This is a genomic window from Subtercola boreus (assembly GCF_006716115.1).
GTDB lineage: Bacteria > Actinomycetota > Actinomycetes > Actinomycetales > Microbacteriaceae > Subtercola > Subtercola boreus.
In genome coordinates this window covers 3,499,486-3,525,017 of sequence record NZ_VFOO01000001.1, presented here as the reverse complement: position 1 = coordinate 3,525,017, position 25,532 = coordinate 3,499,486, and the positions used below count along the sequence as shown (strand labels likewise).

The following is a 25,532-nucleotide window of genomic DNA, read 5'->3' as shown; positions in this document are numbered from 1 at the left end:
TCCGGGCAGACGCTACTGTGGGAACCGTCCCCGCCGCCCCGGTCGCAGCACGACCCGTCCCGCCTAGGAGAACACCATGTCGGTCGGCCTCCTCGCCGTCGTCGATGACATCCTGACCGCTGCCCTGAAGGCGAGCGCGAAGACCGCCGGGGTCGTCATCGACGATGCGGCCGTCACCCCGCAGTACGTGCAGGGGCTGACGCCTGCCCGCGAGCTCCCCGTCGTCTGGCGCATCGCGCTCGGCAGCCTGTTCAACAAGTTCGTCATCATCATCCCGCTCGCGCTGCTGCTCTCCGCGTTCGCCCCCGGCGTGCTCCCGTTCCTTCTCCTCGTCGGCGGCACGTACCTGTGCTTCGAAGGCGCCGAGAAGGTCTCGGAATGGTTCGGCGCGCACCACGCCAGCGACGATGCCGAACCGCGGGACGAGAAGAAGCTGGTGTTCGGCGCCATCCGCACCGACCTCATCCTGAGCACGGAGATCATGCTCATCGCGCTGGCGAGCCTTGACCCCGAAGCGGAAATCTGGATGACGCTGGCCGCCCTGGTGGTGATCGGCCTCGGTATGACGGCGCTGGTGTACGGCGCTGTCGCCCTGCTGGTCAAGATCGACGACATCGGGCTGCGGCTCATGAAGAGCGGGGAGAGGCGGATCCGTCGAGCCGGCGCGCGGATCGTCGCGGCTATGCCCACCGTCTTCCGGGTGATCAGCGTGGTCGGAACCGTCGCCATGCTCTGGGTGGGCGGGCACCTGGTGATCGCGAACCTGGCCGAGACGTTCTGGCACGCCCCGGCCGACCTGGTGCACGCCGTCACCGATGCGATCGAGGCGGCCGGCCCCGTCGTCGTGTGGATCGCCGACACCGCGCTGTCGGCCGTGTTCGGGCTGGTGCTCGGTGCGATCGTCGCCGTGATCGTGATGGGCGCGTCGCGCCTTCTGAAGCGCGGGCGACGGGTCGGGGCGACAAGCGGCACGTGACGCGGTGGGCCGCGCCCGCCACAGTCATGAGACCGACCCACTGCGGAAACACCGGCGAAATCTGCCTGCATGAAACTGGCAATCCACTGTCAGTTCTCTCAGAGTTTGGAACCGTGTTGCCCCCTCGAACCACCTCTCTGCGCACCTTCTCCCGCGCCGCTGCCGTGACCGCCATCTGCGCCGGTTTCGCTGTCACCTCCTCCGTCCTCGCCCCTGCCGTTTTCGCCGCGCCGACCGCCGTCTCCCCAGCGGTCGCCGCCCCCGATGTCGTCGACCTCGGCGTCACCGACATCCTCGCGCTGCTGGCGTCGGGCGAGACGACCTCCGTCGCGCTGACGCAGGAGTACCTCGACCGCATCGCGGCATACGACACCCCGTACGGCACGCAGCCCGGCCTCGCGGCGATCATCCGCGAGAACCCTGAGGCCCTCGCAACCGCGGCGACGCTCGATGCCGAACGTGCGGCCGGCAAGCTCCGCGGCCCGCTGCACGGCGTGCCCATCCTCGTCAAAGACAACTACGCCACCTTCGACATGCCGACGACCGCCGGCAGCGTCTCGCTCCGCACCTACCAGACGAAACTCGACTCGACCGCCGTCGCTCGGCTGCGTGACGCGGGCGCGATCATCCTGGCAAAGACCAACATGTCGGAATTCGCCTGGCACGGCACCTTCACGCTCAGCTCGGAGCGGGGTCGCACGAACAACGCCTACAACCAGGCCAACAGCGCCAGTGGGTCGAGCGGCGGAACCGGCGCAGCCGTCGCAGCGAGCTTCGGCCCCGCAGGTCTCGGCACCGACACCTGCGGCTCGATCGTCGGCCCGAGCGCCCATGAGAGCCTCGTCGGCTACCGCCCCACGATGGGCCTTACGAGTGTCGCCGGGGTCGTGCCGCTGAGCGCGCCGCAGGACGTCTCCGGCCCGATGACCAAGACGGTCACGGATGCGGCCCTGCTGATGCAGGTGCTCGCCGGCTACGACCCGGCCGACCCGAGAACCGTCATCGCGAACGAGCAGAACCCCGCCACGTTCGTCTCCGGCCTCAGTGACACCGCGCTGGAGGGCAAGCGCATCGGCTACGTGCAGTACGACTACACCGCCGACGAGCAGGCCCGCCCCGGGTTCGCCGAGCAGATCGCGCTCTTCGACAAGGCCGTCGCCGACCTGAAGGCCCAGGGCGCCGAAATCGTTCCCGTGCCCGACTTCAACCACGCCTTCGTCTCGGGCACGCTGAAGAGCGCCGGCTACACCGACATGCGCTCCAGCATCGCCTCGTTCTTCGCCACGACCGAAGCGACCTGGCCCGAGGGCCTCGCGGCGCTGGCCGAGCCGAAGGACAAGCTCACCTTCGAAGACATCATCGCCGACGGGAAGTCGTCCCTCACGCAGGGCGACATCGACTTCTTCCTGGCCGGTGCCGACATCCCGAACCCCACCTACGACGCGGCGATCGCCGAGCAGGAGGCGGGCAAGAAGGCGATGGACGAGTACTTCGTCGACCACGACCTCGACGCCCTGGCCATGCCCACCAGCGCAGGCTCCGCAACGCCTGACTGGTCGGGCACGACCTTCTGCGACGTGGGCGCGAACACCGGCGTGCCGTCGGTCTCGCTGCCGGCCGGATTCACGTCGACCGGCGAATCCGCGGGGCTCGAGCTCGTGGCCCAGCGCAGTCATGACGCCGAACTGCTGTCGATGTCGTACGACTACGAGCAGGCCACCCTGCACCGCCTCGCGCCGTCGACGACGCCGGAGCTGGTGCACGCGATCCCGGCGACGCCCACGCCCACGCCCACGCCGACTGAGACCGCCGCCCCGACCGCCGTGCCGTCGCCGTCTTCAACGGCCGTCGCCGGGGGCTCGAACCCCACGCTGGCCGCGACAGGAATGGATGGCGCCGCCGCGAGCGGCCTCGCCGGCCTGGTGCTGCTCATCGGAGGCGCCGTGACCCTCGGCCTCACCCGCCGGAGGCGCAACCTGCGTTCGAACTGACCCGGCCTGGCGCCGGCGAGGGGACCCATATCGATGAATGCGACCGAGCATGGAACGATATGGGTCCCTTCGGGCACTCCAGACGGGCGCTGCAGATCAGATCGCGGCTCTGCGGGGCGGCGATCGGCTCAGATCGCCGTGTAGCCGCCGTCGATGACGATCTGCTGGCCGGTGATGTAGCTCGAGACGTCGGACGCGAGGAAGCTCACCAGTCCGGTGAGATCGTCGGGCGTGGCCATGCGGCGCTGCGGGATGAGTGCGACCCACTCGTCGTGGAGCGACGGTTCCTTCTCGATGATCTGTCGGGTCAGGTCGGTGAGCACATAGCCGGGCGCCATCGAGTTGACCCGGATGTTCGCCGAGGCCCATTCGACGGCCAGCGACTTCCCGAGATGGGCCACAGCCGCCTTGGAGGAGTTGTACGAGGCCGCCCACTGGGGAACGTTCACGATGAGCCCCGACATCGACGAGATGAGGATGGCGCTTCCGGGCAGTCCCGCCTCCAACAGTCCGTGGCCGAAGGCCTGCGCAGAGAAGAAGGTGCCCGTCAGGTTGACGTCGATCACCTTCCGCCACTGGGCGGCGGTGACGTCGACGGAGTCGCCGTTGATCTCGATGCCCGCGGCCGTGAGAAGCACCTGGGGAACGCTGAGACGCGCGGTGACCGCAGCGAAGGCGGCAGCCGTCGCCGCCTGGTCGGTGACGTCGAGCTTCTGGCCCATGGCCCGCACGCCGAATTCGTCTGCGATCTGCTGGGCGGTCTCCTCGACGGTGTCGAGCAGGTCGAACAGTGCGATGTCGGCGCCATCGGCGGCGAGGGCGCGCGCCACGGTGAGTCCGATCCCGCGAGCACCTCCAGTGATGACGGCCGTCTTGCCGGTGAGTGTGGTCTGCATTGTGTGCTCCTTAATGGGTGGGGTGCGAAGGGGTGTCGTGGGCGTCGTTCCAGCCGGCACGCGCGGCTTCGATGTAGAGCCGCGCGGCGGCCCGGGGATCGGCGGAACCGAGGATGCCGCTGGTCGATCCCGAGCCGTCGGCGCCGGCGGCCATGATCGAACGCACGACCGCGGGTGAGGTGACGCCTCCGGCGTGCATCATGAGCACGCCGGAGGCGCCCTGCCTGACGGCGTGGTTCGAGCGGGGGATCCAGTCGCGCGGGGCCACCCCAGCCGCTCCGGCCGTGCCGATCAGCTCCGGCGGCTCGAACAGGATGGCGTCCGGCGCCAGCCCTGCGAACCGCAGCGCGTCGGCCTCCGACCCGGCGCAGACGATGCTGCCGAGGCCTGTGCCCTCTGTTCGGCTGACGGCCTGCCGGAGGCCGGCGTCGTCGAGCGGGTGCCTGTCGTGGTTCAGCATGACTCCGTCGGCACCGGCGTCGACGAGGGCCTCGGCCGTCACGGTGCCGAACGAGTCCCCGGGGAGGTCTGCTCCGAGCTCCTGCGCGTAGACGAGCACGCCGGTGCGGAGGTCGGCGATGGGGGCGATGAGCGCCGTGGGAACGGTGATCACGACGGTCACACCGAAGTCTGCACCCGCCAGGCCCGCGGCTCGCGCCAGCGCCTCGATCTGCACCCGCCGCAGCAGGTTCTTCGGCCCGATCTCGAAGAAGGGCCCGGCCAGCACGGCGCTCATGCGTCGATCAGCGTTCGGAGGAAGGCGGCGCTCGCCGGCAGGGTGAGGGCGGGATCGCCTTCGGTCGAGCACTCGAGGTTGACCCAGCCGTCGTAGCCGACCTCTGCCAGCGCCCCGAAGATGCCCGGCCAGTCCAGTCGGCCGTGCCCGGGCAGCAGGCGGTTGTTGTCGCCGAGATGCACGTGGGCGATCCTGAATCCGGCACGGCGCAGCGTTTCGGCGATGTCCGCCTCCTCGATCGACATGTGGAAGGTGTCGGGCAGGAGGCCCGCGTTCGGGTGGGCGACCGCATCGATGATCGCGAGGTTGTCTGCCGCGAGGTTCAGGTACCGGCTCTCGTACCGGTTCAAGGGCTCGAGCAGCACCCGGCCCGCGGTTCCCTGCACGATGTCGAGTAACTCCCGGTAGAAGGAGATGAACCCGGCCCTCTGTTCGTCGTCGAGCTGCTGGAACGGCTCGAACAGCGGCAGCGGATCCTGCGGCCCGTATTCGTACTCGATCTCCGTGACGGCACCGAGCTCGGCGCACACTCCGGCCGCCTCGCGGTACATCGCGCGGCAGCGCGCCCGGAGGTCAGGATCGGCCGACATCGCTCTGCCGTAGATCTCGTCGACCAGCACGAACTCGACCGGGCGCACACCGGTTCTGCCCTCGAGCGCGACCAGTTCGGCACGAACATCCTCGGTCCAGTCCTGCAGCGGCTGGAAGACGGCGATCCCGCCGTAGCCCCAGCGGCCCAGCAGTTCGGCCTTCTCGGTGAGGGTCGAGCCCGGCACCATGGGTGAGGAGCAGGCCAGCGTAATCATCGGTTCTCCGTTTCGGAAGCGCTCGGGTAGAGGCGGTGAAGGTAGTCGTCGAAGAGGCGGTAGCGCGCTTCGCGCTCGGGTGAGGGGGATGGCCGGAACCGCGAGACCGCGGGCTGGCTGAGGGCAGCCGCGTCGCTGAGGCTGGCGAGTTCGCCGGCGGCCACCAGCGCCAGCACCGCCGCCCCCCGGCAGGTGGCCTCCCGCTCGTCGGGCACGAGCACACCGACGTTGCAGACGTCTGCCTTCAGCTGGCTCCAGAAGGGCGAGTCCGCTCCGCCGCCGGTGGAGACGATCTCGCGCACGCTTCCCCCCAGATAGTCGACGTTCCGGCGGAGGAGATGCGCGATTCCCTCTTCGACGGCGTAGGCCAGGTCGATGCGGTCGTGGCCGAGTTCGAGGCCGAGGAAGGCGCCTCGCGCACTCGGGTGGAAGTCGGGTGGGTTGATGCCGGTCAGATAGGGCAGGAAGATCGGGGCCTCTGCCGTGGCGACGGTGCGCGCGCTGAGACTCTTCTCGAGGTCGGCGAACGTCATCCCGTCCAATCCCTCGCGGCGGTACCACTCCAGCGCGACTCCCCCGCTGTCCGCTCCGCTGAAGAGGAGCGTTCCCCGGGCATCCAGCGACGGATGGAACGAGACCTTCGTCGCCGTGTCGAAAGACCATTCGGTGTCGAGCATCGACAGCGACAGCACGGTGCCGGCCGACTCGCTCACGACTCCCGGAGCGTACGAGCCCGTGCCGACCATGGCCGCGAAGTGGTCGAGTGCACCGGCATTCAGCCGGTAGCTCCGGGCGGGCGGGAGGCGCCTTTCGACAGCGGATGCGACGGGGCCGAGATCGGTGCCCGCCGGCACGACCTGCGGCAGGGAATCGTCGGGCACTCCGCAGAAGGCGAGCATGTCATCCCAGTACTCACCGGCCGGCACGTTCCAGAAGTAGGTGAAGCCGCGCGTGGTGAGCTCCCCGGCCGCGGTGCCCGTGAAGCGTCTGACCAGGTCGTCCTTGACCATCAGCACCTCGTGTGTGGCCGCAAGTGTCTCGGGTTCGTGCCGGCGGAGCCAGCGCAGTTTCGCCGCCGGCCAGGTGGCTGAAGGGAACGGCTCCCCGGTGATGGCGAAGGCCTCGTCGTCGCCGAAGTGCGCGCCGAGCTCCGCGGCTTCGGCGGTGGCCCGGTCGTCGAGCCACGACATCGCCGGGCGCACGGGCGAGCCGGCGGAATCGTTCAGCACGAGCGACTCGGCCTGCCCGGTGAGCGAGATGACCGCATCCTGGCCCACCGTGCCGTGCACCGCGCCCGCACACTCGGCGATCAGGCCGAGCACGAGCTCGAAGAGCCCGGCCGGATCGAACTCGACCCGGTTGCCGGAACGGGAGTACTGGGCCTCTGCGGAGGCGACGGCCAACCTCGTGAGAACTTCGTCGTAGAGCACGACCTTCACGTTGGTCGTGCCGACATCCACCGCATAGACCAGCACGCTCAACCCCCGATGAGCTGGACGTGCACCGAGCGCGTGCGGGCCCGCACCGCGTCGAGATCGCCGAAGTAGACCCGGCCGAACTCTCCGAGAACGGCCGCGCCGTCGGCGATGGGAACGACTTCCGAACGCCCGAGGATCGACGACAGGATGTGACCGTCGGTGTTCAGCCCCCACTCGGGCAGCTCGCCGCGGAGTTCGGCGGCGTTCCGGATGTGGATCGGGCCCGGGTGCAGGTACTGGCCCTCGTGCCGGGTCGGCGGAGCGATCTTCGCGAGCACGTTCAGGGTGTCCTGCAGCACCAGCTGGGTGCCGTAGTAGGTCGTGTCCTCGGATTCCTCCTGGATGAGCACGCAGCAGCTGGTGTGCGGGGAGTAGACGATCGCGATGCCGTCGGTCAGACCTGACGAGGCGATGAACTCCAGCAGCTGCGGGGTGACGTCGAAGAACTCCTGGCGGGCCGGTGTCTCGAGGGTGATCGTGCGGCGGTGGGTGACCATGTCGTTTCCAGCTCTCCATCGGGTGCGGATGTCGGATCAGCTTGGCGTGCACCTGTGGGAGGGCGGAAGTTCACAGGTACGATGATGCGATAACCGGAAGCTATCAATCGGAGGTGGTGGCCTTTCATGAGCCAGAACGTCACCCTGCAACTCCTGCGGTATTTCGACGCCCTCAGCAGGGAACTGAACTACCGCCGGGCCGCTGAGACGCTCTACATCTCGCAGCCCGCACTCTCGGCGGCCATCCGCCAGCTCGAACAGCTCATCGGGGCGCGGCTGTTCGACCGGGACACCCGCTCCGTCACCCTCACAGGGTTCGGCACGGAGTGGCTGCCCTCCGTGCGCTCCGCCCTTCGCGGAGTGGATGCGGCACTCGATGCGGCCTCGACCCTCGTCGATCGCGGACATGTGCGGATCGGCTACCTCATCGGCACGGGAGCCGACCTGCTCTTCCAGCTCATCGAGGGCCTGGAGGCGGAACTCCCGGGCATCACCGTCGAGACCATCGAGCACAACTTCTCCGATCCGACCGCGGGACTGGCGGCCGGCACCTCGGATGTGGCCCTGATCCGCCCTCCCGTCGACGTGCTCGGGCTCGAGATGGCCGTCGTCGCCGAGGAGACCTGGGTCGCCTGCCTGCCGCGCACTCACCGACTGGCGGAGCGGACCGAACTCCGCATCGCCGAACTGCTCGACGAACCGATCGTCGTCGCGCCGTCGTCCGCCGGAATCTGGCGGGACTACTGGATGGCTCTGGATGCCCGGCAGGGCCGACCCGCTGTGATCGCCGCCGAGGCGGCGACCTACGAGGCCGAGACGATGTTGGTCTCCACCGGGATCGGGGTGAGCTTCACGACGTCGTCGATGGTGCGGCTGTACGTGCGGCCGGGCATCCGCTTCGTGCCGATCGTCGACCGGCCGATCAGTTATACAGCCCTGGCCTGGAACCCGGAGCGATTGTCGGCGTCGGCCCGAAAGCTGGTGCAGCACATGCTCGACCGCGTGCCTCCGCGCCCTGATGCCGGACAGTGATCAGTTCTGGTTATGAATAGATAGGAAATGTCGACTTCCCGCCGGGGGCCGATCCCGCTTCACTTCACTTCACAGACGCGGACCGTCCGGGCCGTGTCACCATGAAGCGAGGAGCAACACCCATGATTGATCCGGTACCTCCCTCCGAACACGTCGGCAGATCATCGACGGGCTTCGTGGCAGGCGATGAAGACGCTCGCCTGGCGGAGTTCGGTTACACCCAGAAGCTCGACCGTTCGGTCGGCAGAGTGGCCTCGTTCGCCATCGGCTTCTCCACCATCAGCGCGACAACGGCCGTGTTCACCGGATTCGGGGCGGGATACCTCAACGCCGGATCCCCGTTCATCTGGACCCTGTTCCTGGCGATACCCGTCTTTCTGCTCTGGACACTCATCGCCGCAGACATCGCAGCGAAGCTTCCCCTGGCGGGCTACGCCTACCAGTGGACGAGCCGACTCAACGGACCCGGCTTCGGCTGGTTCACCGGGTTCGCCGCGCTGATCGGCTGGGTCAGCGGCATGACGAGCCTCGGCTACATCTTCGCCGGCTACCTCGGCAGCGTCTTCGACTGGGATCTCACCCAGGCCGGGCAGATCTTCATCGCGATCGGCGTCGTTCTCGTCTGCGTGACGATCAACGCCTACCGGGTGCGCCTCGCGACCTTCATCAACAACATCGGCGTCGGGCTCGAGATCGTCGTCACGGTGGGCGTCACTCTGGTGATCGCGGTCGTGGTCTTTCTCGTCCCCGACAACGCGCAGCCGTTCTCGTCGCTCTTCGAGGGCAAGAGCTCCGATGAGGCGACGCCGTACATCCTCGCCTGGCTCGCCGCCTCTCTCGGGCCGTTCTTCGGGCTCGTGGGCGTCGAGGCCGTCGCCGATGTGGCAGAAGAGACGAAGAACGCACGGCGGGTCATCCCGCGCACCATGTTCTACGCCTTCGCAACGTCGTGTGTGATCGAGTTCCTGATGTACCTCGTCTACGTGCTCGCCATCAAGGACGCGTCGGCCGTCGCCGGGTCGTCCACGCCGATCGAGGAGATCATCTCCCAGCAGCTCGGACCGGTGTTCGCGAAGATCGTCGTCGCGGTGGCCCTCACGAACATCCTCGTCTGCCTGCTCGCCAACGTGCTGGTGGGCACCCGACTGCTCTACTCGATGTCGCGGGACAACATGATGCCCTTCTCCCGGGCCCTCCGGCACGTCTCGCCCGAGCGCAAGACCCCGTCGACTGCTGTCATCACGCTGGGTGTCGTCTCCGTGCTGATGCTGCTCTCTGCCCTGGTGAGCCCGCAGGCGTTCAACTACTTCCTCGGCATCGCCACCCTCGCCTTCTTCACCACCTACGTGTTGCAGACCGTCGGACTGCTGATCGCGTCGGTGCGCGGCAGGGTGCCCGAGCCGGAACCGGGAACGTTCAACCTCGGACGAGCGCGGATCCCGCTGCTCGTCGTCGCTCTCATCGTGTTCCTGACGGTGGAGATGGCCCTCCTGTTCCTGCCGGCGTTCGCAGGAAACGGATTCGTGTTCGGCGGGATCCTCGTTCTCGCGGCGCTCTGGTACATCATTGTCGTGAGGCGTCGTGTGCGTACCGGCCACGCCGGCGCCGCCTATGCGCAGGAGCACCCTGACGACGAAGCCGTCGAGGTGCGATGACCGAGGCGGGGAGGAGGGTGAGCATGACCGGGTTCGCCCAGGGCATCATGCTCCCCCGGGACATCGCTGCAGCAGACGTTCTGCGCTTCGCCTCGCGGGTCGAGGAGCTCGGGTTCGACGAACTGTGGGTCGTCGAAGATCTCGGGTTCCGCGGAGGCATAGCCCAGGCCGCTTCCGTTCTCGCCCGCACCGACCGGATCCGGGTCGGCATCGGCATCCTGCCCGCAGCCGTGCGCAACGTCGCCTTCGAGGCGATGGAGATCGCGACCCTCGCGCAGCTGTACCCTGGCCGGGTCGATGTCGGGATCGGCCACGGCATGCCGGCCTGGATCGCCTCGGTCGGTGCGTGGCAGGCACGCCCTCTGCAGCTCCTCGAGGAACACGTGCGCGCCCTGAGATCGCTGCTGAACGGTGAGCGCGTCACGGCGGACGGCCGCGTCGAGCTCCACGATGTGGGACTGGATGCTTCGGCCCTCCCCGCCGTCGTGCCGGACATCCTGCTCGGGGTGCGGGGGCCGCGGTCGCTCGCGGCGTCGGGGCGCATCGCGGACGGGACCGTGCTCGCCGAGCCCAGCACCCCGGAGTACGTGCGCGAGGCCCTGGGCCGCATCGCCAGCCCGACCCCGCACCGCATCGTCGCGTACAACGTGGCCGTGGTCAGGGACACGGACGCCGAGGCCTGGGCCGCCGCCCGCCCGGGACTCGAATGGATCGGCGAGCCCGACTGGGCCCCGCACCTCGCTCCGCTGGCCTTCGCGACTGACCTCGCCCGCCTCAGGGCGGAAGCGGGCAGCCGTGCGGAGTTCGCCGCGCGGCTCCCCGACGAGTGGGTGGCACAGCTCTCCCTCGCCGGAAGCCCCGCAACGGTCATCCACCGCCTGCGGGAACTCCACGAAGCGGGGGTGACCTCCTCGGTGATGATCCCGGTCGGACCGGATCCGTTCGCTGCGGTGACCGCGCTCGCACAGGTGCTTGCTACTGCGGCGGAGTCGGCTCACCCAGCGACAGCATGAGCCGGTTGGCCCAGTTGAAGAAGGCGGCGCCGTGGATGGCGTCGGCGATCGCGAGGTCGTCGAGGCCCGCCTCGCGGAGCGCGCGCACCTGTGACGCACCGAATTCGCCGGGGGTGACCGTCAGGGCGACGGAGGCATCGATCACCGCTCGCCACGCCGGATCGTCCTGCGGCGCGGACGTGCCGTCGTCGAGCAGGCGCTGCACGTCGTCAGGTCGCTTCGAGTGGTGGGCCGCGAACCGCGAGTGCACCGAGGCGCAGAAGATGCAGCCGTTCGTGCGTGAGGCACTCGCCGCAGACAGTTCCCGCAGGGCGCGCGACAGGCCGCCCTTCTCGTTGTAGAAGATGTCGTTGTCGGTGCGGGTGCGGGCGCCGAGGATGTCGGGGTCCCGCACGAGCAGCCGGAAGTACGGGTTCGAGGCGCGGCGCTTGTCGACGAGGCCGAGGTAGTGCCGCTCGGTGAGCTCGCCGAGCGGCAGCGGTTCGAGCCAGGGCTCCCAGCCGAGCTCGGCCTGGGTGAAGGCGTTGGGCGCGTCGAACGTGTGCCGGATCACGGTGTCGGTCATGCGAGTTCCCCTTTCAGGGCGGTGAGGCCCGCGACCACGCGGAGCTGGAAGCTGAGAAACGCGACGAGCTGCGAGAGCGTGACGACTCCGGTGGTCGACCAGCCTGCGTCAAGCAGCGCCTGCAGGGCATCCGGAGACGATTCGCGCGGCCGGTACACGAGCAGGTGCGTGTGGGCGAGGGCGGCGCCGAGACGTTCCCCGACGACGGCCGTGAGTGCGGCATCCGGAGCCCAGTGCAACCCGGCGACATTCTCGACCGACAGCGGCCCCTCGGGGTAGTCGCCGTACGGGCCGGTGGTGACGGCGGTCGGCAGCGCCGCCGCGAGCGCCCCGAGCACCTCGGGCGACTCGGCGTCGAGCAGGTCCCAGTAGAAACCGGCGGTGGGGCTCTGCGAGAGCGCGACCGTGAAGTACGCGACGGCGAGCCGTTCGAGTTGACTGACCTGCGAGAGGTCGTCGGAGGCGAACAGGGCGTCGAAGCTCGCCTGGGCGTTCTGCTTCGCGTCGGGACGCTGGGTGCGGAGCGCGAAGAGCGCGTCGCCCTCCTCTGCGCCGATCAGGTGGTCGATGACGTCGGTGACGTGGGTGATGGAGGGGGCCATGGTGTCCTTTCGGGGGTTCATCAGCTCTGGGGCACCCAGCCGAGCGCCGGCGCGACCTCCCGCGCGAGCAGTTCGAGCGAGCGCAGAACCACCTCGTGCGGCGGGTCGACGGGGTGCGGCTGGAAGACGATGTCGGTCGCGAGCGGCAGGATCGGGTCGCTGCCGAGTGACGCCAGAACCTGCGACACGGTGCCGACGTGCAGGTCGAGGTACGCCGCAAGCGATGCGTCATCGACCTCAGGAGGCACCGGGACACCCTGCGCGGCGAGCATCGGCCGCGAGTGGTCGATGCCCTGCGCACGCCACCGCCGGGCATCCTCATCGGTGTCGACGACCAGCGCCGAGCGCGACGCCATGATGCGCGGTGCCACCCCGGTGGGCAGGGCCGCCCGGTACGCCTCGACGAGGGCGAGCTGGTCGGGCGCGGAGCCTCGACCGGTGAACGTGGGCCTCGGCTGGGTGCGCGACAGCAGCAGGCCGTGCCCCTCGGCGCCGATCCGTGCTGCGCCGCTCACCGAGAAGGTCGCCTCCCAGAGCGTGTCCGCGAGGCCGGGGGCGGGCGGGTAGAGCGCACCGTCGTCGGTCGTCAGCGTCTCACCGCGGAGCGCGCCCAGCACGATCTGCTTGTTGGCGACGTAGGTGGCCGGCCGGTCATCCACCTCGAGTCCGAACGGCGGGAAGGATGTCGCGGTGCCCCCCGACCCGATCCCGAGCTCGAAGCGGCCGTCGCTGAGCAGCCACAGCACGGCAGCGTCTTCGGCGACCCGCAGCGGTGCTTCGAGCGGCAGCGTCACGATGCCCGTGGCCAGGGTGATGCGAGACGTGCGGGCCGCCACCTGTGCGAGGAAGACGAACGGCGACGGCAAGCCGCCCTCATCGCGGTGGAAGTGGTGCTGCGCCACCCACCCCGTGTCGAACCCGAGCTCCTCGGCGCGCACGAACTGCGCGAGGGCGTTGCGATAGCGCTCCCGCGGCGGTGCGTCGCCGAGCAGCCGGGTGAAATAGCCGAGACGAGGGGACGTCATGACGCCGCCTTTCCGAGGTAGGCCTCCTGGATGTGGGGATCGTCGAGCAACTCGCGCGCCGTGCCCTCCAGCACGATCGCGCCCGTCGCCAGCACGTAGCCGCGCGAGGCGATCGAGAGGGCCAGCTCGGCCTGCTGCTCGACGAACAGCACGGCCACCCCGAGTTCGGTGTTGATGCGCACGATCTCGTCGAGCACCTGGTCGACGAGTTTCGGCGAGAGCCCCATGGTCGGTTCGTCCATGCAGATGAGCTTCGGGCGGCTCATCAGCGCGCGGGCGAAGGCGAGCATCTGCTGTTCGCCGCCGGAGAGGGTGCCGGCCTCCTGCTTGCGCCGTTCGGCCAGCCGCGGGAAGTGCTCGCGCATCCGTTCGAGGTCGTCGGCGATGCCGGCGCGGTCGGAGCGGGTGTACGCCCCCGCGAGCAGGTTCTCGTCGACCGTCATCTGCGGGAACACCCGGCGCGCTTCCGGCACCGAGGCGATACCCGACGCGATCCGGCGCCTCGTGGAGGAGTGCGTGATGTCGGCCCCCGCGAACCGCACCGTGCCCGACTTCACCCTGATCAGACCGAGGATCGTCTTCATCGTGGTCGACTTGCCGCTCGCGTTGCCGCCGAGCAGCGAGACGATCTCTCCCTCGCCCACCGTGAGACTGTTGCCGCGGAGCGCGTGGAACGGCCCGTAGAACACATTCACGTCGTCGAGTTCCAGAAGTGCGCTCACGCTGCACCACCCCGTTTCGCTTCGCGCCGGCGCCCGATGTAGGCCTCGATCACGGCGGGATCGTGCCGCACGACCTCGGGCGCGCCCTCGGCGATGATCCGCCCGCCGTCCATCACGATCACCCGGTCGGAGACCCGCATCACGAGGTCGAGCTTGTGCTCCACCAGCAGGATCGCCTGCCCCTCGGCCTTCAGGTCGAGCAGTTGCTGCAGCACCTCGGATGTCTCGGACTGGTTCATTCCCGCGGTCGGTTCGTCGAGCACCAGCAGCTTAGGTTTCTGCGCCATCGCCCGCGCGATCTCGGTGCGGCGGCGGTTGGCGTAGCTCAGGGAGTAGGCGGGGTCGTGCCGCCGCGGCCCGAGGCGGGCCTCGAACCGGTGGATCTCCGCATCGACACCGTCGGCGATCATCCGCCCCTCGCGCCGTGAGGCGGGAGTGCCGACGATCGCGATGAACAGTTCGCCGAGCAGCGGGATCCAGCGCAGCAGGAACAGGTTCGACAGCCCGCGGAACGGCCGGCTGGCCGTCAGTGTCGAGTGCATCCCCACCTCGATGTTGTCGGCCACCGAGAGGGTCGCGAAGACACGCCCGTTCTGGAAGGTGCGCGCAATGCCGTGCTCGGCGATGCGCGCACTGTCGGCCCTGTCGATGCGCGCGCCCGCGAGGGTGATGGATCCGCCGTGCGGGCGGATCGCGCCGCTCACCAGGTTCAGCGTGGTGGTCTTGCCCGAGCCGTTCGGGCCGATGATCGACACGACCTCGCCCGGCGCGACGCTGAACGAGATGCCGTCCACCGCCTTCAACCCGTCGAAGTGCCGCTCGAGACCGTCGACCTGCAGCAGCTGATCGCTCATGACTTCCTCACCAGGATTCCCCCGGGACGGAACCTCACCACGAGGATCAGTACCAGGCCGTAGACGATGATCCGGAGTTCCGGCGTGAACCGCAGCAGCTCCATCGCACCGATCAGGATGATCGACCCGACGACCGCGCCGTAGGGCAGGTTGATGCCACCGAGGATCACGATGGTCACCACCAGCAGCGACATCATCATCGTGAAGATCGTCGGATCGATGTAGGTGTACTGGTGCGCGAGCAGCGACCCGCCGATACCCGCGAAGAATGCCGAGATCGCGAACGCGAGCGCCTTGTAGTTGCGCCCCCGCACGCCCGACGCCAGGGCCGCGACCTCATCCGCCCCGACGCTCGAGATCACCTTGCCGAGGTGCGAGCCGCGGATGCGCCACATGATGACCAGCGTGATGACGAGCACCACGAAGTCGATCAGGTAGTACGCCAGCGGGGTCGAGAGCGGGGTGCCGAAGAACTCGGGCACCGGGATGTTGTAGATGCCCTGCGGGAAGACCAGCTGGATCACCGCGACGATCGCGATCCCCAGGCCGAGCGTCGCAATCGAGATGTAGTGCCCCTTCACGCCCCAGATGGGCGAGGCGAGGATCGAGGCGACGATCGCCGACACGAGCCCGGCGAGCGGCAACGCCACCCAGAACGGGAAGTGCAGGTAGAGCGTCAGCACCGCCGACATGTAGGCGCCGATGGCGATCGGGCCGGCCTGTCCGAGGGCGAGTACGCCCGCCTGGCCCGCCGTGACCGTGAACCCGGCGGCGATGATCGCGTAGATCAGTACCTGCGTGCCCGTGGTGAGGATGTAGTTGTTCGCGAACACGGGAACCAGCACTCCGAGCACGACGAACGCGGCCGGCCAGACCCAGCGCGGGATGCGCAGCGGTCTCCCCTTTCCGAGGAACGTGCCCGTCAACGGTTCCGCCGAGAGCAGCGGCACCTTGCCGAACAGACCGCCGGGCCGCACGATGAGCACCACGATCAGAACCACGAAGACGATGATCTGGCGCGCGGTGTCGCCGAAGAAGTGGATGCCGAAGGCTTCGAGGATGCCCAGCACGAAGCCGCCCACGACAGCCCCGACGAGCGAGCCGAGGCCGCCGAGGGTCGCTGCCACGAAGGCTGTGAGGCCGATGTTCAGCCCCGAACCGGGGTTCGCGACCCCCACGTAGAGCGCGATGAACACGCCCGCGAGGCCGCCGAGCGCCGAGGCGATGACGAACGAGACGTTCTGCACCAGCCCGACGGGGATGCCCATCTGCAGGGCCGCCTCCTGGTCCTGGGAGGTGGCACGGATGGCGCGGCCGAGCTTGCCGTACTTCAGGAACAGCGAGATGCCGACCATGATGACCGCGGTCGTGCCGAGCATCACCACGTCAGACGTGCCGAACCGCATGTTGCCGATCTGCAGGTTCGACGTGGGCAGCACCTTCGGGAACACCTGGAACTGGGCGGTGAACGCGATCTGCGACACGTTGTCGAGGATCTGCGAGACGGCGTAGGTCGAGAGCATCGCCGCGAGCGGCAGGTACTTCGCGAGCGGGCGCACCACGGAGATGTTGATCACGAGCCCGAGCCCCGCGCAGATGACGAGAACAAGCGGCAGCGCGATCCAGAACGGCAGCCCGAGTTCGGCCACGAAGAACCATGCCAGTATGGCGCCCAGGCCGAAGAACGAGAACTGGGCGAAGTTGACGACGTTCATCACGCCGAAGACCAGCGAGATGCCGACCGCTCCGAGGGCGTAGACGTTCCCCCGGAGCAGTCCTGCGATCAGGGTGTCGATCAACTCTCGGCGACCCACTTGCCGTCGGTGAGGATGGTCGGGGTGAGCTGCGGCGACTGCACCCGGCGCGTGGTCGGGTCGAGGCTGATCGTTCCGTAGACGACGCTCGGCACGTCCTTCAGCTCCTGGAAGCCCTTCAGGATGCCGTCGCGCGTGGCGCCGCCGGCCTTCGCAGCGGCCACCGCCACGTAGAGGGCGTCATAGGCACCGGCCTCGAAGCTCGTCACCGCGGTCTCGTTCGGGTACTTGGCCTTGAACGCCGCGACGAACTTCGCGACCGCGGGGTCGGGATTCGTCTCGATGAACTGGGCGCCGATGACGGATCCTGCAGCATCGGGCGTGCCGTCGAACGACTGCTCGTCCTGCCCGCCGTAGAACGTCTTGTCGTAGCCGATCGCACGGAGCTGGGTGACGATCTTCGCGGCATCGGGTCCGTAGCCGATGTGCACGAAGGCGTCGGGAGAGTCGGCGACGGCCTTGCTGAGCGAGGGCCGGTAGTCGTCGGAGGTGTCGAGCACACCTTCGGCGTCGACGATCTTCAGGCCGATCTTGTCGGCCTCGTCCTTGAACGCGTTGTAGGCCGGGATGCCCCAGTCGGCCGTGTTCAGGTAGGTCAGGCCGACCGTGTTGACGCCCTGCTTCTTGATGTAGTCGGCCGTCCAGACGTAGCTCGCCGTCGTGGTGATCGAGGTCGACCACTGGTAGTCGGAACCCTTGGCGGTGAAGTCGGGGTTCGAGTTGTTGAAGCCGTACTGCAGCAGTTTGCCCTGCGTGTAGATCGGCGAGGCCGGAATGGATGCCGCGGAGGAGTAGTCCCCGAACACCAGGCTGATGTCGCTGTCGCCGACGAACTTCTGCGCCACCGCGACCGACTGCTTCGGGTCGGACTGCGAGTCCTCGTACTTCAGGGCGACCTTCTGGCCGTTGATCCCGCCGTTCGCGTTCACCTCGTCGACCGCGAGGTCGAAGGCCTCCTTGAACTGCTGGCCGTACTGCGCGTACTGGCCGGTCTGCGCCGCGGAGACCCCGAAGTAGACCGTTCCGTCAGCGGAACCGGCGGACGAGTTCTCCGCGGTGCTGCAGGCGGCGAGACCCAGGATGGCGAGGGTGGCGACGGAGGTCACGGCTGCGCGTCGGAGGATCTTCTTCATGACGAGGCCTTTCGGGGAGGAGGGTGAGCGGGTGATTGCCCTGCATGTACTTTCGCCATGCTAGAAGCCCGCTGGCACCGGCCGCCGCCGCCCCGTAATACGCCGTTACAAAGCCCCGCCCCGGGGGCGGGTCAGGCGGCGTGGGCCGGGTGAGTGGGCGTGGCGGTGTGCGCCGGGTGCGCGGGCGTGGCGGCGTGCGCCCCGTGAACGGCGTGCTCCGGCAGCACTTCGTTGGTGAACCGGGCGCGGACGCCCTCCCGGAAGTGGCCCGCCAACGCCAGCACGATGCCGAGCGCCGCCCAGCTGGCGACCACGAGCCAGGGGAACAGCAGGTTCGCGCTCGGGAAGTACGACAGGTCGCGCAGCAGCGTCGAACCCGCCCCCCGCGGGAACCACTGGCCCACGGCGCCCCACGGCTGCGGCAGGAACTCCAGCGGCTGCGTCGCCGACGAGATCGGGTTCGCGATGAGCAGGAAGAGCACCGGCCCCACCGCGATCCCCGCCCGGCCGACGAGCGAGGCGACGCCGACGATCGTGGCACTGACGGCCAGCAGCGTGAGCGCGATCGCACCCGCGTTCACGAAGAAGTCGCCCTGCAGCGCACCGAACCAGCCGCCGAGGATCCCCTCGAGCGCGACCCCCGCCACCACCACGTAGACGGTGATCGCGACCACCCTCCGCCACGCGCCGACGATCAGAATCGTCGCGAGGATCCCGCCGAGCATCCCGCCCAGCGTCAGCGGGAACGCCGCGGCCGTCAGACCCGAACCGCGGGGGTCGGATGCGGCGAGCGGCACCACATCGGTGACAGCGACGGTCACGGCCGACCCACCGGCTGCGGTCGCCGCGGCGCTGAGCTGCGCCTGGAGCTTCGGCGCCAGCCCCGTGAGCAACTGGCTCACCACCGGGCTCGCCGCCGACGACGTGAGAACCTCCGGCGCTGAGTCGAGCACGATCGCCCCGTAGACCTCGCGGGACTCGATCTTCGACACGGCACCGGCCCGGTCGTCGGCACCGACGAAAGCGAAGGTGCCGGGGGACGCAGTTGAGAGCGCCGACTCCACCTGGCTCACCGCAGACTCGGGGCCCGCCACAGCGAGCGGCAGGTTCTTGACCGACGACGTGACGGACGGCCACGAGAAGGCGAGCACGATGATTCCGACACCACTGCGAGCGCCACTCCGACGCCGACGATGCGACGCCACGGCGTGGGGGTGGGCGGTGTGGTCGTGAGGGTGTTGTCAGTCATCATGAGCCTTTCAAAAAAGAACGTTCTTTCTTTATATGATGTCTGCGCCTAGACTCGGCGTCAAGAACGAACATTCTTTTTCTTCGAATGAGGTGACGATGCCCAAGGTGACCGCCGAATACCGTGAGGCCCGGCGTGACGAGATCACGGCCGCGGCGCTGCGCTGCTTCCAGGCACGGGGTTTCGCCGCGACATCCATGACCGACATCATTGCGGAGTCCGGGCTCTCGGCCGGCGCGATCTACGGTCACTTCGAGGGCAAACACGACATCATGATGGCGGCCGCGCGCGAGGTGATCGGCCACCGAGTCGCCGACCTCCGCGAACTCTCCGGCGACGCGGCCCCCTCCCCAGCCGACGTGGTCTCGCGCATGATGACCGGACTGTCCGGCGACGTCGCGAAACCGCCACTGCTGCTTCAGGTGTGGGCCCAGGCGATGGTCGAAGACGGCGTGCGCGAACTGCTCTGGACGGTCTTCGGCGACATTCGGGAGGCCTACGACCACTACTTCATGCGCTGGGCCGTCGAGCACGAATCACTCGCCGAGGACGCGGCGCGCGAATGGACGGCGGCCCTGATGCCCGCGGCGATCGGCCTCGCCCAGGGCTACATCGTGCAGTCGGCGGTCTTCCCGGCCTTCGACGCCGACGCCTACATCGCCTCGGTGCACCGCGTGCTCCCGCACTGACCCGCACTCCACCCCCCCAGCCCCCACCCAGATCAGAGCGCCCAGACGAGAACGTCGGCGTCTGGAAGAGCCGCTTGCTCAGCGGGTGGCAACGACTCGTAGGCGTAGGTCGCGACGGCCATCGGCGAGTCCGACCGGCCGAGCGAGTATCGGACCGTGTGGTCGTTGCGGCTGCCGCAGATCAGGAAGTCGTCACCGCCGACATCGAAGTGCACCTGCCTGCCGACGAAGGCAAAGCCCTGCCCCAACTCACGGAGGGTCTCCTCCATCCGGTCGGTCAACGCCCTCTCAAGCTGCCGTTCGGCCACCTCCTCACCGAGCCCGAGGAAGTCGAAGACGTAGGGATCCTTGGCGATCTGCTGGGCGAGCTCAGAGTCGGGATGCGGGAGCTTGGCCTCGAAATTGCTCGGAGCGGCCCCCGAGCGCTCCAGCGTGCGGTTCTTGATCTGGTTGAGCAGAACGTTGCGGGACCAACCGTGCGCAACGGCCTCGGCGGCGTACCAGTCCCGGGCGGGTTGTTGCTCGAACCTGTCCAACAGGACGGTGATATGACCCCACGGCAATTGTCCAACAGGCTGTTGGACAATTGCGGACCGCTCCGGCCACGCCGCCGCCAAGCCGCGCATGTAGTGGAGGTTGCTTCGCGAAAGTCCCGTCATCTGCGGGAATTCAGCCCGCAGATCCACCGCGAGGCGGGCAATCACACCGCTGCCCCACCCGTCACGAAGCCGCAGGAGGGACGGGGCTGGAGGTCAGGCGCCGAGGGTGCCGGTGAGGCGGCGGTGCATCCGCGCGCTGCGGTCGTCGAGGCCGCTGATGGTGACGGCCACGCTGTGGGCGGCGAACTTCGTCTCGATCGAGTCGAGCGCGGCGACGCTGGAGGCGTCCCAGACCTGCGCCCGGCTGAAGTCGAGCGTCGCCACGGGCGGATCGTCGGCGTACGAGAACCGGTCGACGAGGTCGTTGCTGCTGCGGAAGAAGAGCGGCCCGTCGATGACGTAGTGCACCGACAGCCCGTCGTCCGCGACAAGGCGCTCCACACGGATGACGTGCGCGACCCGCCGTGCGAAGAGGACCATCGCGAGCACCACCCCGACGATCACGCCGATCGCGAGGTTGCCGGTGGCGACCACCACCACGACGGTCACGACCATCACGAGGGTCTCGGGAACGGGCATCCGCCGGAGCGTCGACGGCCTCACGCTGTGCCAGTCGACCGTCGTGATCGCTACGATCATCATCACCGCGGCGAGCGCCACCATCGGGATGCGCCCCATCACGCCGCTCAGCCCGGTGACGAGCGCGAGCAGCACAAGGCCTGCGAAAAACGTCGAGACCCTCGTGCGGGCCCGGCCGATCTTCACGTTCACGATGGTCTGGCCGATCATGGCGCAGCCGGCGATGCCGCCATAGAAACCGGCCGCGATGTTCGCCACCCCGAGCGCCCAGGACTCGCGACCCTTGTGGGAGGGCGTGTCGGTGAGCTCGTCGACGAGTTTCGCGGTGAGCAGGGTCTCCATGAGCCCGACGAACGCCACGCTGAGCGCTGTCGGCCAGATGATCTGCACCGTCTCGAGGTTCAGCGGAACGAGAAAGGGGGTGAGGCCGGGCAACCCGCCGGTGAGGGGGCCCTCGTCCGCGACATCCGGAACCATCAGCCCAGCCGCCACGACCAGGGCCGTGACGACAACGATCGCGACCAGCGGCGCCGGAACCGCCTTCGTGAACCGCGGCAGCACCAGGATGATCGCCACCGTCACCGCGAACAGCGGGTAGACGATCCACGGCACGTCGATGAGGTGCGGCACCTGCGCCACGAAGATGAGGATGCCCAGGGCGTTCACGAACCCGATCATGACCGAGCGCGGGATGAACCGCATCAGCCGCGCGAGACCGGTGAGCCCGAAGACGATCTGCACGATGCCGGCGAGGATGACCGCCGGGAGCACGTACTGCGTGCCGTGTTCGTGCACCAGCGGCGCCACGACGAGGGCGACGGATCCGGCTGCGGCGGTGACCATCGCGGGGCGACCGCCGAGGAACGTCATCGTCAGCACGAGCACGATCGAGGAGACGAGGCTGACGAGCGGGTCGACGCCGGCGATGACCGAGAACGAGATGACCTCGGGTACCAGCGCGAGCGTGGTGACGATGCCCGCGAGCGCCTCACGGGTGAGCAGCCTGGGCGAGCGCAGGACGTCGCGCACGCCGAACGTCGCGGGGAGCCCCGGCGTCGCGGCGGATTTCGGTGCACTGGCGGGGGGCATGAGGTCCTTCGGAGGTGGGCACCCGCCTCGAAGGCCGGGGCGCCGGTGGGCACTGAGACGGCGCACCGTTCTGCGAACATCCATGATGACGCGGATCGGTGAGCTCGCAGAGAAGTCAAGCATGTCCCTCCGCACCATCCGACACGACGACGAGGTCGGCATCCCGCGGCCCGGCGACCGGGAGGGTGACGACTGCGAAGCCGCGTCGATAGGATGGCGCGATGGCCCGCTCATCGTCGACTTCCCCCGCACGCACCATCGCCCGCCTCCTGCTCGGCGGTGCGCTCGTCTTCGCGGGCGCCAGCCACCTCACCTTCGCCCGCGACGACTTCCGCGCGCAGGTGCCTGATTTCGTGCCGCTGAAGACCGACACCACCGTGCTGGCCTCCGGCGTCGTCGAGATCGGCCTCGGCGCCGCCCTCCTCGTGACGCGGGGCAGCGCCCGCCGAACCGTCGGCGGCATCGCGGCCGCGTTCTTCGCCGCAGTGTTCCCGGGCAACATCGCCCAGCTCGTGCACCACCGCGACGCCTTCGGGCTCGACACTGACCGGAAGCGCGCCATCCGCCTGGTCTTCCAGCCGCTCCTCATCGCGGTCGCGCTCTGGTCGACGCGCACCCGGGCCTGACGGGCCTCCCGCCATGACCACGGTGCGCATCCGCGACTTCCAGCCCGACGACATCGACCGCATCCTGCACCTCTGGGAGGAGATGCGGCTAGCCCAGACCGAACCGGTCTACAGCCTGCCCGAGGTGTTGGCCTCGTGCCAGCAGGACCATGCCGTGGTCGCCGTCGTCGACGACGTGGTGATCGGTGCAGCCGTCGGCCGAGCCGCGCACGCCCAAGGCTGGATCGTGTTCCTCGCCACGGCCGAGAAGCACCAGCGCCGGGGCATCGGCGGCACGCTCCTTGCCGCCCTCGAGAAGCGCATGGCGCCGCTCGGCCTGTCGAAGCTGTCTGTGCTGCTGCCTGAGACAGCCGTGCGGGTGGGCGCGTTCAGCGAGCAGGGCTTCGAGACGAAGAAGAACCTCCGCTATCTCGAACGCCGCATCCCGGTTCAGAGGAACGAGCTCAGCGCCCTCAGCGAACTGGGCGGACGGATCCTGCCGCGCGGGCTCTGGACCTCGATCGGCGGCATGGCGAAGGAGAAGGAGCTGCTCGAACGCCGGCTGGTGATGCCACTCGCAAACAGTGATCTCGCCGACCAGTTCGGCGTGCAACCGCCGAGCGCGGTGGTGCTCTTCGGCCCTCCCGGCACCGGCAAGACGACTTTCGCCCGGGCGATCGCCTCGCGGCTCGAGTGGTCGTTCGTCGAGGTGTTCCCGTCCCGGTTGGCGAGCGATCCGGCGGGCCTCGCCGGCGCCCTCCGAGAGACGTTCACGAAGATCGCCGACCTCGAGCACGCCGTGGTGTTCATCGACGAGGTCGAGGAGATCGCCGTGCAGCGGGGCGGCGAGCCGCCGTCGGCGATGCAGGGCGTGACGAACGAACTGCTGAAGATCATCCCGACCTTCCGCGACCAGCCGAACCGCCTGCTGGTGTGCGCCACGAACTTCATCCGCTCGCTCGACACCGCCTTCCTCCGGCACGGCCGCTTCGACTATGTGATTCCCATCGGTCTGCCCGACGAGGATGCCCGGGCGTCGATCTGGGCACGCTACATCCCGGCGCAGTCCCTCGACGGCGTCGACCTGGCAGCGCTGGTCGCCCGCACCGAGGGCTTCTCCCCCGCCGACATCGAGTACGCGGCGCGGAAGGCCTCCCAGCGTGCGCTCGAGGCGGCGCTCTACCCCGAGCAGGATGGCGCGCCTCGCGCGTCGGGCCCGCAGACCGCCGACTACCTGCACGCCATCGGCGAGACCCGGGCGACGGTGTCAGCGGATGTCGCGGCAGCGTTCCTCGAGGACATCGACCGGATCGCGAGGCTCTGAGCCACTACCCGGGCCGAACCGACCGCCCGCTTGACCTCTCCCGCACCTCGTGGGTTACTATGTCATTACATTAGAACTTATGAGGAGACCGATTCTCGGTCCGGTTCATCTCAACGGAGAGGTTCATCACGTGACTTCGGCTTCACTCGGCTCGCAGCGAGCCGGCGGCGCACACCGCGGCTATCTCGTCAAACTCACCATCATCTCGACCCTCGGCGGCCTGCTCTTCGGCTATGACACCGGGGTCATCTCGGGCGCGCTCCTCTACATGAAGGATGCCCTGCAGATGAACTCGGTCGAGGAGGCGCTCGTCGTGAGCGCCCTGCTCTTCCCCGGCGCCGCCGGCGGCGCCCTGATCGGTGGCCGGCTCGCCGACCGGATCGGCCGACGCGGCACCCTCATCGCCTGCGCCATCACCTTCTTCATCGGTGCCATCGGCTGCGCGCTCGCGCCGACCGTTGCCGTGATGATCATCGCCCGCATCGTGCTGGGCCTCGGGGTGGGGGCCGCGGCCGTGACCTGCCCGCTGTACCTGGCCGAGATGGCGCCCACGCACCTCCGCGGTCGCATGGTGACGATCAACGAACTCATGATCGTGACCGGCCAGATGCTGGCGTTCGCCATCAACGCCGCGCTCGATGCACTCATCCACGACCCCTCGGTCTGGCGCGTCATGCTGGGTGTCGCGACGATCCCCGCGCTCGCCCTGCTGATCGGAATGCTCGTCCTGCCCGAATCACCGCGGTTCCTCGCCATCAAGGGTCGTTTCGACCGGGCCCGCGAGATCCTCGAACTGAGCCGCACGGGCTCCGAGGCGAAGCACGACTACGACGAGATCGTCACCAGCACGAAGAACGCCTCGCAGGAGCGCGGCCAGGCCTGGCGCGACCTCAAGGCCAACCGCTGGATGAGGCGCCTGCTCTACGTGGGCTGCGGCCTCGCGATCGTGCAACAGGCGACCGGCATCAACACCGTGAACTACTACGCGCCGACGATCCTGGAGTCCAGCGGGCTCGGGGTGAGCGCATCGCTGGTCGCCACCATCGGTGTCGGTGCGACGAGCGTCGTCACGACCATCCTCGGCATCTGGCTGCTCGGTTTCGTGGGGCGCAAGAAGATGCTGATCATCGGGTTCTCCGGCGTCGTCGCCGCGCAGGCCCTGCTCGCCATCACGTTCACCCTGCCGCAGTCGGATGCCACGAGCTACCTGATCCTCGCCTGCATGATGCTGTTCGTCGCCTTCGTGCAGTGCTTCATCGGCACCTGCGTCTGGCTGCTGCTGTCGGAGATCTTCCCGCTGGCCATCCGCGGTTTCGCGATGGGGATCGCCGTCTTCGTGCTGTGGACCGTCAACGCCGCGATCTCGTTCCTGTTCCCGATCGTGAACGAGGCGCTCGGCTCCACCGGTACTTTCGCGCTGTTCGTGCTGATCAACCTGATCTCGCTCGTCTTCGTCGCTCGCACCGTGCCCGAGACGAAGGGTCGCTCCCTGGAGGAGATCGAGAACGATTTCCGCACGCAGGCCATCTCGACCATCCAGGTGAACGCGGCCCTCGCCAAATCCCGGCGCTGAACCGCGCAGCCCGATTCGCCCCCTCTCACA

The 25,532-nt window shown here is 68.5% G+C and carries 24 protein-coding genes; 9 read left to right on the top strand and 15 right to left on the bottom strand.

The window, feature by feature from the left end; translation table 11 throughout:
• Positions 1-76 precede the first annotated feature (76 nt).
• A complete protein-coding gene (locus FB464_RS16495; protein ID WP_116416065.1) occupies positions 77-976 on the top strand; it encodes a DUF808 domain-containing protein in 900 nt (299 codons plus the stop codon).
• Positions 977-1,089: 113 nt separating this feature from the next.
• Complete coding sequence (locus FB464_RS16490) at positions 1,090-2,967, top strand: amidase (protein WP_281279789.1); 1,878 nt, start codon at positions 1,090-1,092, stop codon at positions 2,965-2,967.
• A gap of 128 nt (positions 2,968-3,095) precedes the next feature.
• On the opposite strand, the gene FB464_RS16485 is transcribed toward FB464_RS16490, so the two are convergent.
• From FB464_RS16485 to FB464_RS16465, 5 genes are read right to left on the bottom strand one after another with little or no spacing between them, the layout of a single operon-like run.
• On the bottom strand, positions 3,096-3,863 hold the full coding sequence (locus FB464_RS16485) for an SDR family oxidoreductase (RefSeq protein WP_116416066.1): 768 nt from the start codon (positions 3,861-3,863) through the stop codon (positions 3,096-3,098).
• A 10-nt stretch (positions 3,864-3,873) separates the two neighbouring features.
• Complete coding sequence (locus FB464_RS16480) at positions 3,874-4,599, bottom strand: triose-phosphate isomerase (RefSeq protein WP_116416067.1); 726 nt, start codon at positions 4,597-4,599, stop codon at positions 3,874-3,876.
• Positions 4,596-5,405 (bottom strand): sugar phosphate isomerase/epimerase family protein, encoded by an 810-nt coding sequence (locus FB464_RS16475; protein ID WP_116416068.1) that lies wholly within the window; start codon positions 5,403-5,405, stop codon positions 4,596-4,598. Before FB464_RS16475 ends, FB464_RS16480 begins: the two co-directional genes overlap by 4 nt.
• A complete protein-coding gene (locus FB464_RS16470; RefSeq protein ID WP_246093203.1) occupies positions 5,402-6,880 on the bottom strand; it encodes an FGGY-family carbohydrate kinase in 1,479 nt (492 codons plus the stop codon). The genes FB464_RS16475 and FB464_RS16470 overlap by 4 nt, the downstream gene beginning before the upstream one ends.
• Positions 6,881-6,882: 2 nt before the next feature.
• Complete coding sequence (locus FB464_RS16465; protein WP_116416070.1) at positions 6,883-7,380, bottom strand: YjbQ family protein; 498 nt, start codon at positions 7,378-7,380, stop codon at positions 6,883-6,885.
• Between the two features lie 126 nt (positions 7,381-7,506).
• Between FB464_RS16465 and FB464_RS16460 the strand changes: the two genes are divergently transcribed.
• From FB464_RS16460 to FB464_RS16450, 3 genes are all read left to right on the top strand, one after another.
• Positions 7,507-8,412 carry a LysR family transcriptional regulator gene (locus FB464_RS16460; RefSeq protein ID WP_116416071.1) on the top strand — a complete coding sequence of 302 codons (906 nt, stop codon included), beginning with the start codon at positions 7,507-7,509 and terminating at the stop codon, positions 8,410-8,412.
• 122 nt (positions 8,413-8,534) lie between these two features.
• Positions 8,535-10,067, top strand: a complete 1,533-nt coding sequence (locus FB464_RS16455) for an APC family permease (RefSeq protein ID WP_116416072.1) — start codon at positions 8,535-8,537, stop codon at positions 10,065-10,067.
• A 23-nt stretch (positions 10,068-10,090) separates the two neighbouring features.
• Positions 10,091-11,080, top strand: a complete 990-nt coding sequence (locus FB464_RS16450) for an LLM class flavin-dependent oxidoreductase (protein WP_116416073.1) — start codon at positions 10,091-10,093, stop codon at positions 11,078-11,080.
• Here FB464_RS16450 and FB464_RS16445 read toward each other — a convergent pair.
• The 8 genes from FB464_RS16445 to FB464_RS16410 all read right to left on the bottom strand — a co-directional run bounded on the left by FB464_RS16445 (position 11,043) and on the right by FB464_RS16410 (position 18,946).
• Positions 11,043-11,645, bottom strand: coding sequence for an alkylhydroperoxidase domain protein (locus FB464_RS16445; protein ID WP_116416074.1), 603 nt, complete (start codon positions 11,643-11,645; stop codon positions 11,043-11,045). The two genes, FB464_RS16450 and FB464_RS16445, sit on opposite strands and share 38 nt — an antisense overlap.
• Complete coding sequence (locus FB464_RS16440) at positions 11,642-12,247, bottom strand: CMD domain protein (RefSeq protein ID WP_116416075.1); 606 nt, start codon at positions 12,245-12,247, stop codon at positions 11,642-11,644. The genes FB464_RS16445 and FB464_RS16440 overlap by 4 nt, the downstream gene beginning before the upstream one ends.
• 20 nt (positions 12,248-12,267) lie before the next feature.
• Entirely contained in the window at positions 12,268-13,272 is a 1,005-nt protein-coding gene (locus FB464_RS16435) for a putative FMN-dependent luciferase-like monooxygenase (RefSeq protein WP_116416076.1), read from the bottom strand.
• A complete protein-coding gene (locus FB464_RS16430; protein ID WP_116416077.1) occupies positions 13,269-13,994 on the bottom strand; it encodes an ABC transporter ATP-binding protein in 726 nt (241 codons plus the stop codon). The genes FB464_RS16435 and FB464_RS16430 overlap by 4 nt, the downstream gene beginning before the upstream one ends.
• Positions 13,991-14,848: an ABC transporter ATP-binding protein gene (locus FB464_RS16425; RefSeq protein ID WP_116416078.1), complete on the bottom strand. Its 858-nt coding sequence runs from the start codon at positions 14,846-14,848 to the stop codon at positions 13,991-13,993. The genes FB464_RS16430 and FB464_RS16425 overlap by 4 nt, the downstream gene beginning before the upstream one ends.
• Entirely contained in the window at positions 14,845-16,647 is a 1,803-nt protein-coding gene (locus FB464_RS16420; RefSeq protein WP_116416079.1) for an ABC transporter permease, read from the bottom strand. The genes FB464_RS16425 and FB464_RS16420 overlap by 4 nt, the downstream gene beginning before the upstream one ends.
• Positions 16,644-17,795 (bottom strand): ABC transporter substrate-binding protein, encoded by a 1,152-nt coding sequence (locus FB464_RS16415; RefSeq protein WP_116416080.1) that lies wholly within the window; start codon positions 17,793-17,795, stop codon positions 16,644-16,646. The genes FB464_RS16420 and FB464_RS16415 overlap by 4 nt, the downstream gene beginning before the upstream one ends.
• 131 nt (positions 17,796-17,926) lie before the next feature.
• Entirely contained in the window at positions 17,927-18,946 is a 1,020-nt protein-coding gene (locus FB464_RS16410; protein WP_116416081.1) for a hypothetical protein, read from the bottom strand.
• A 196-nt stretch (positions 18,947-19,142) separates the two neighbouring features.
• Between FB464_RS16410 and FB464_RS16405 the strand changes: the two genes are divergently transcribed.
• A complete protein-coding gene (locus FB464_RS16405; protein WP_170152001.1) occupies positions 19,143-19,733 on the top strand; it encodes a TetR/AcrR family transcriptional regulator in 591 nt (196 codons plus the stop codon).
• Between the two features lie 32 nt (positions 19,734-19,765).
• Here the strand turns inward: FB464_RS16405 and FB464_RS16400 are convergent, their stop codons facing one another.
• Together FB464_RS16400 and FB464_RS16395 are read right to left on the bottom strand one after the other, a co-directional pair.
• A complete protein-coding gene (locus tag FB464_RS16400; RefSeq protein WP_116416083.1) occupies positions 19,766-20,467 on the bottom strand; it encodes a PDDEXK nuclease domain-containing protein in 702 nt (233 codons plus the stop codon).
• Between the two features lie 18 nt (positions 20,468-20,485).
• On the bottom strand, positions 20,486-22,000 hold the full coding sequence (locus FB464_RS16395) for a SulP family inorganic anion transporter (RefSeq protein WP_116416084.1): 1,515 nt from the start codon (positions 21,998-22,000) through the stop codon (positions 20,486-20,488).
• Between the two features lie 221 nt (positions 22,001-22,221).
• Between FB464_RS16395 and FB464_RS16390 the strand changes: the two genes are divergently transcribed.
• From FB464_RS16390 to FB464_RS16380, 3 genes are all read left to right on the top strand, one after another.
• The gene (locus FB464_RS16390) at positions 22,222-22,626 is read left to right on the top strand and encodes a DoxX family protein (protein WP_116416085.1); all 405 of its coding nucleotides are present in this window, start codon (positions 22,222-22,224) and stop codon (positions 22,624-22,626) included.
• Between the two features lie 13 nt (positions 22,627-22,639).
• The gene (locus FB464_RS16385; RefSeq protein ID WP_116416086.1) at positions 22,640-23,929 is read left to right on the top strand and encodes an ATP-binding protein; all 1,290 of its coding nucleotides are present in this window, start codon (positions 22,640-22,642) and stop codon (positions 23,927-23,929) included.
• 130 nt (positions 23,930-24,059) lie between these two features.
• Positions 24,060-25,502 (top strand): sugar porter family MFS transporter, encoded by a 1,443-nt coding sequence (locus FB464_RS16380; RefSeq protein WP_246093109.1) that lies wholly within the window; start codon positions 24,060-24,062, stop codon positions 25,500-25,502.
• Positions 25,503-25,532 lie beyond the last annotated feature (30 nt).

Bases quoted from the DNA above. Each gene is read 5' to 3' on its own strand.
- FB464_RS16475 (WP_116416068.1), bottom strand. From the start codon at position 5,405: ATGATTACGCTGGCCTGCTCCTCACCCATGGTGCCGGGCTCGACCCTC.
- FB464_RS16415 (WP_116416080.1), bottom strand. From the start codon at position 17,795: ATGAAGAAGATCCTCCGACGCGCAGCCGTGACCTCCGTCGCCACCCTC.
- FB464_RS16485 (WP_116416066.1), bottom strand. From the start codon at position 3,863: ATGCAGACCACACTCACCGGCAAGACGGCCGTCATCACTGGAGGTGCT.
- FB464_RS16390 (WP_116416085.1), top strand. From the start codon at position 22,222: ATGGCCCGCTCATCGTCGACTTCCCCCGCACGCACCATCGCCCGCCTC.
- FB464_RS16435 (WP_116416076.1), bottom strand. From the start codon at position 13,272: ATGACGTCCCCTCGTCTCGGCTATTTCACCCGGCTGCTCGGCGACGCA.
- FB464_RS16385 (WP_116416086.1), top strand. From the start codon at position 22,640: ATGACCACGGTGCGCATCCGCGACTTCCAGCCCGACGACATCGACCGC.
- FB464_RS16480 (WP_116416067.1), bottom strand. From the start codon at position 4,599: ATGAGCGCCGTGCTGGCCGGGCCCTTCTTCGAGATCGGGCCGAAGAAC.
- FB464_RS16440 (WP_116416075.1), bottom strand. From the start codon at position 12,247: ATGGCCCCCTCCATCACCCACGTCACCGACGTCATCGACCACCTGATC.
- FB464_RS16425 (WP_116416078.1), bottom strand. From the start codon at position 14,848: ATGAGCGATCAGCTGCTGCAGGTCGACGGTCTCGAGCGGCACTTCGAC.
- FB464_RS16445 (WP_116416074.1), bottom strand. From the start codon at position 11,645: ATGACCGACACCGTGATCCGGCACACGTTCGACGCGCCCAACGCCTTC.
- FB464_RS16460 (WP_116416071.1), top strand. From the start codon at position 7,507: ATGAGCCAGAACGTCACCCTGCAACTCCTGCGGTATTTCGACGCCCTC.
- FB464_RS16495 (WP_116416065.1), top strand. From the start codon at position 77: ATGTCGGTCGGCCTCCTCGCCGTCGTCGATGACATCCTGACCGCTGCC.
- FB464_RS16465 (WP_116416070.1), bottom strand. From the start codon at position 7,380: ATGGTCACCCACCGCCGCACGATCACCCTCGAGACACCGGCCCGCCAG.
- FB464_RS16455 (WP_116416072.1), top strand. From the start codon at position 8,535: ATGATTGATCCGGTACCTCCCTCCGAACACGTCGGCAGATCATCGACG.
- FB464_RS16395 (WP_116416084.1), bottom strand. From the start codon at position 22,000: ATGCCCCCCGCCAGTGCACCGAAATCCGCCGCGACGCCGGGGCTCCCC.
- FB464_RS16405 (WP_170152001.1), top strand. From the start codon at position 19,143: ATGCCCAAGGTGACCGCCGAATACCGTGAGGCCCGGCGTGACGAGATC.
- FB464_RS16450 (WP_116416073.1), top strand. From the start codon at position 10,091: ATGACCGGGTTCGCCCAGGGCATCATGCTCCCCCGGGACATCGCTGCA.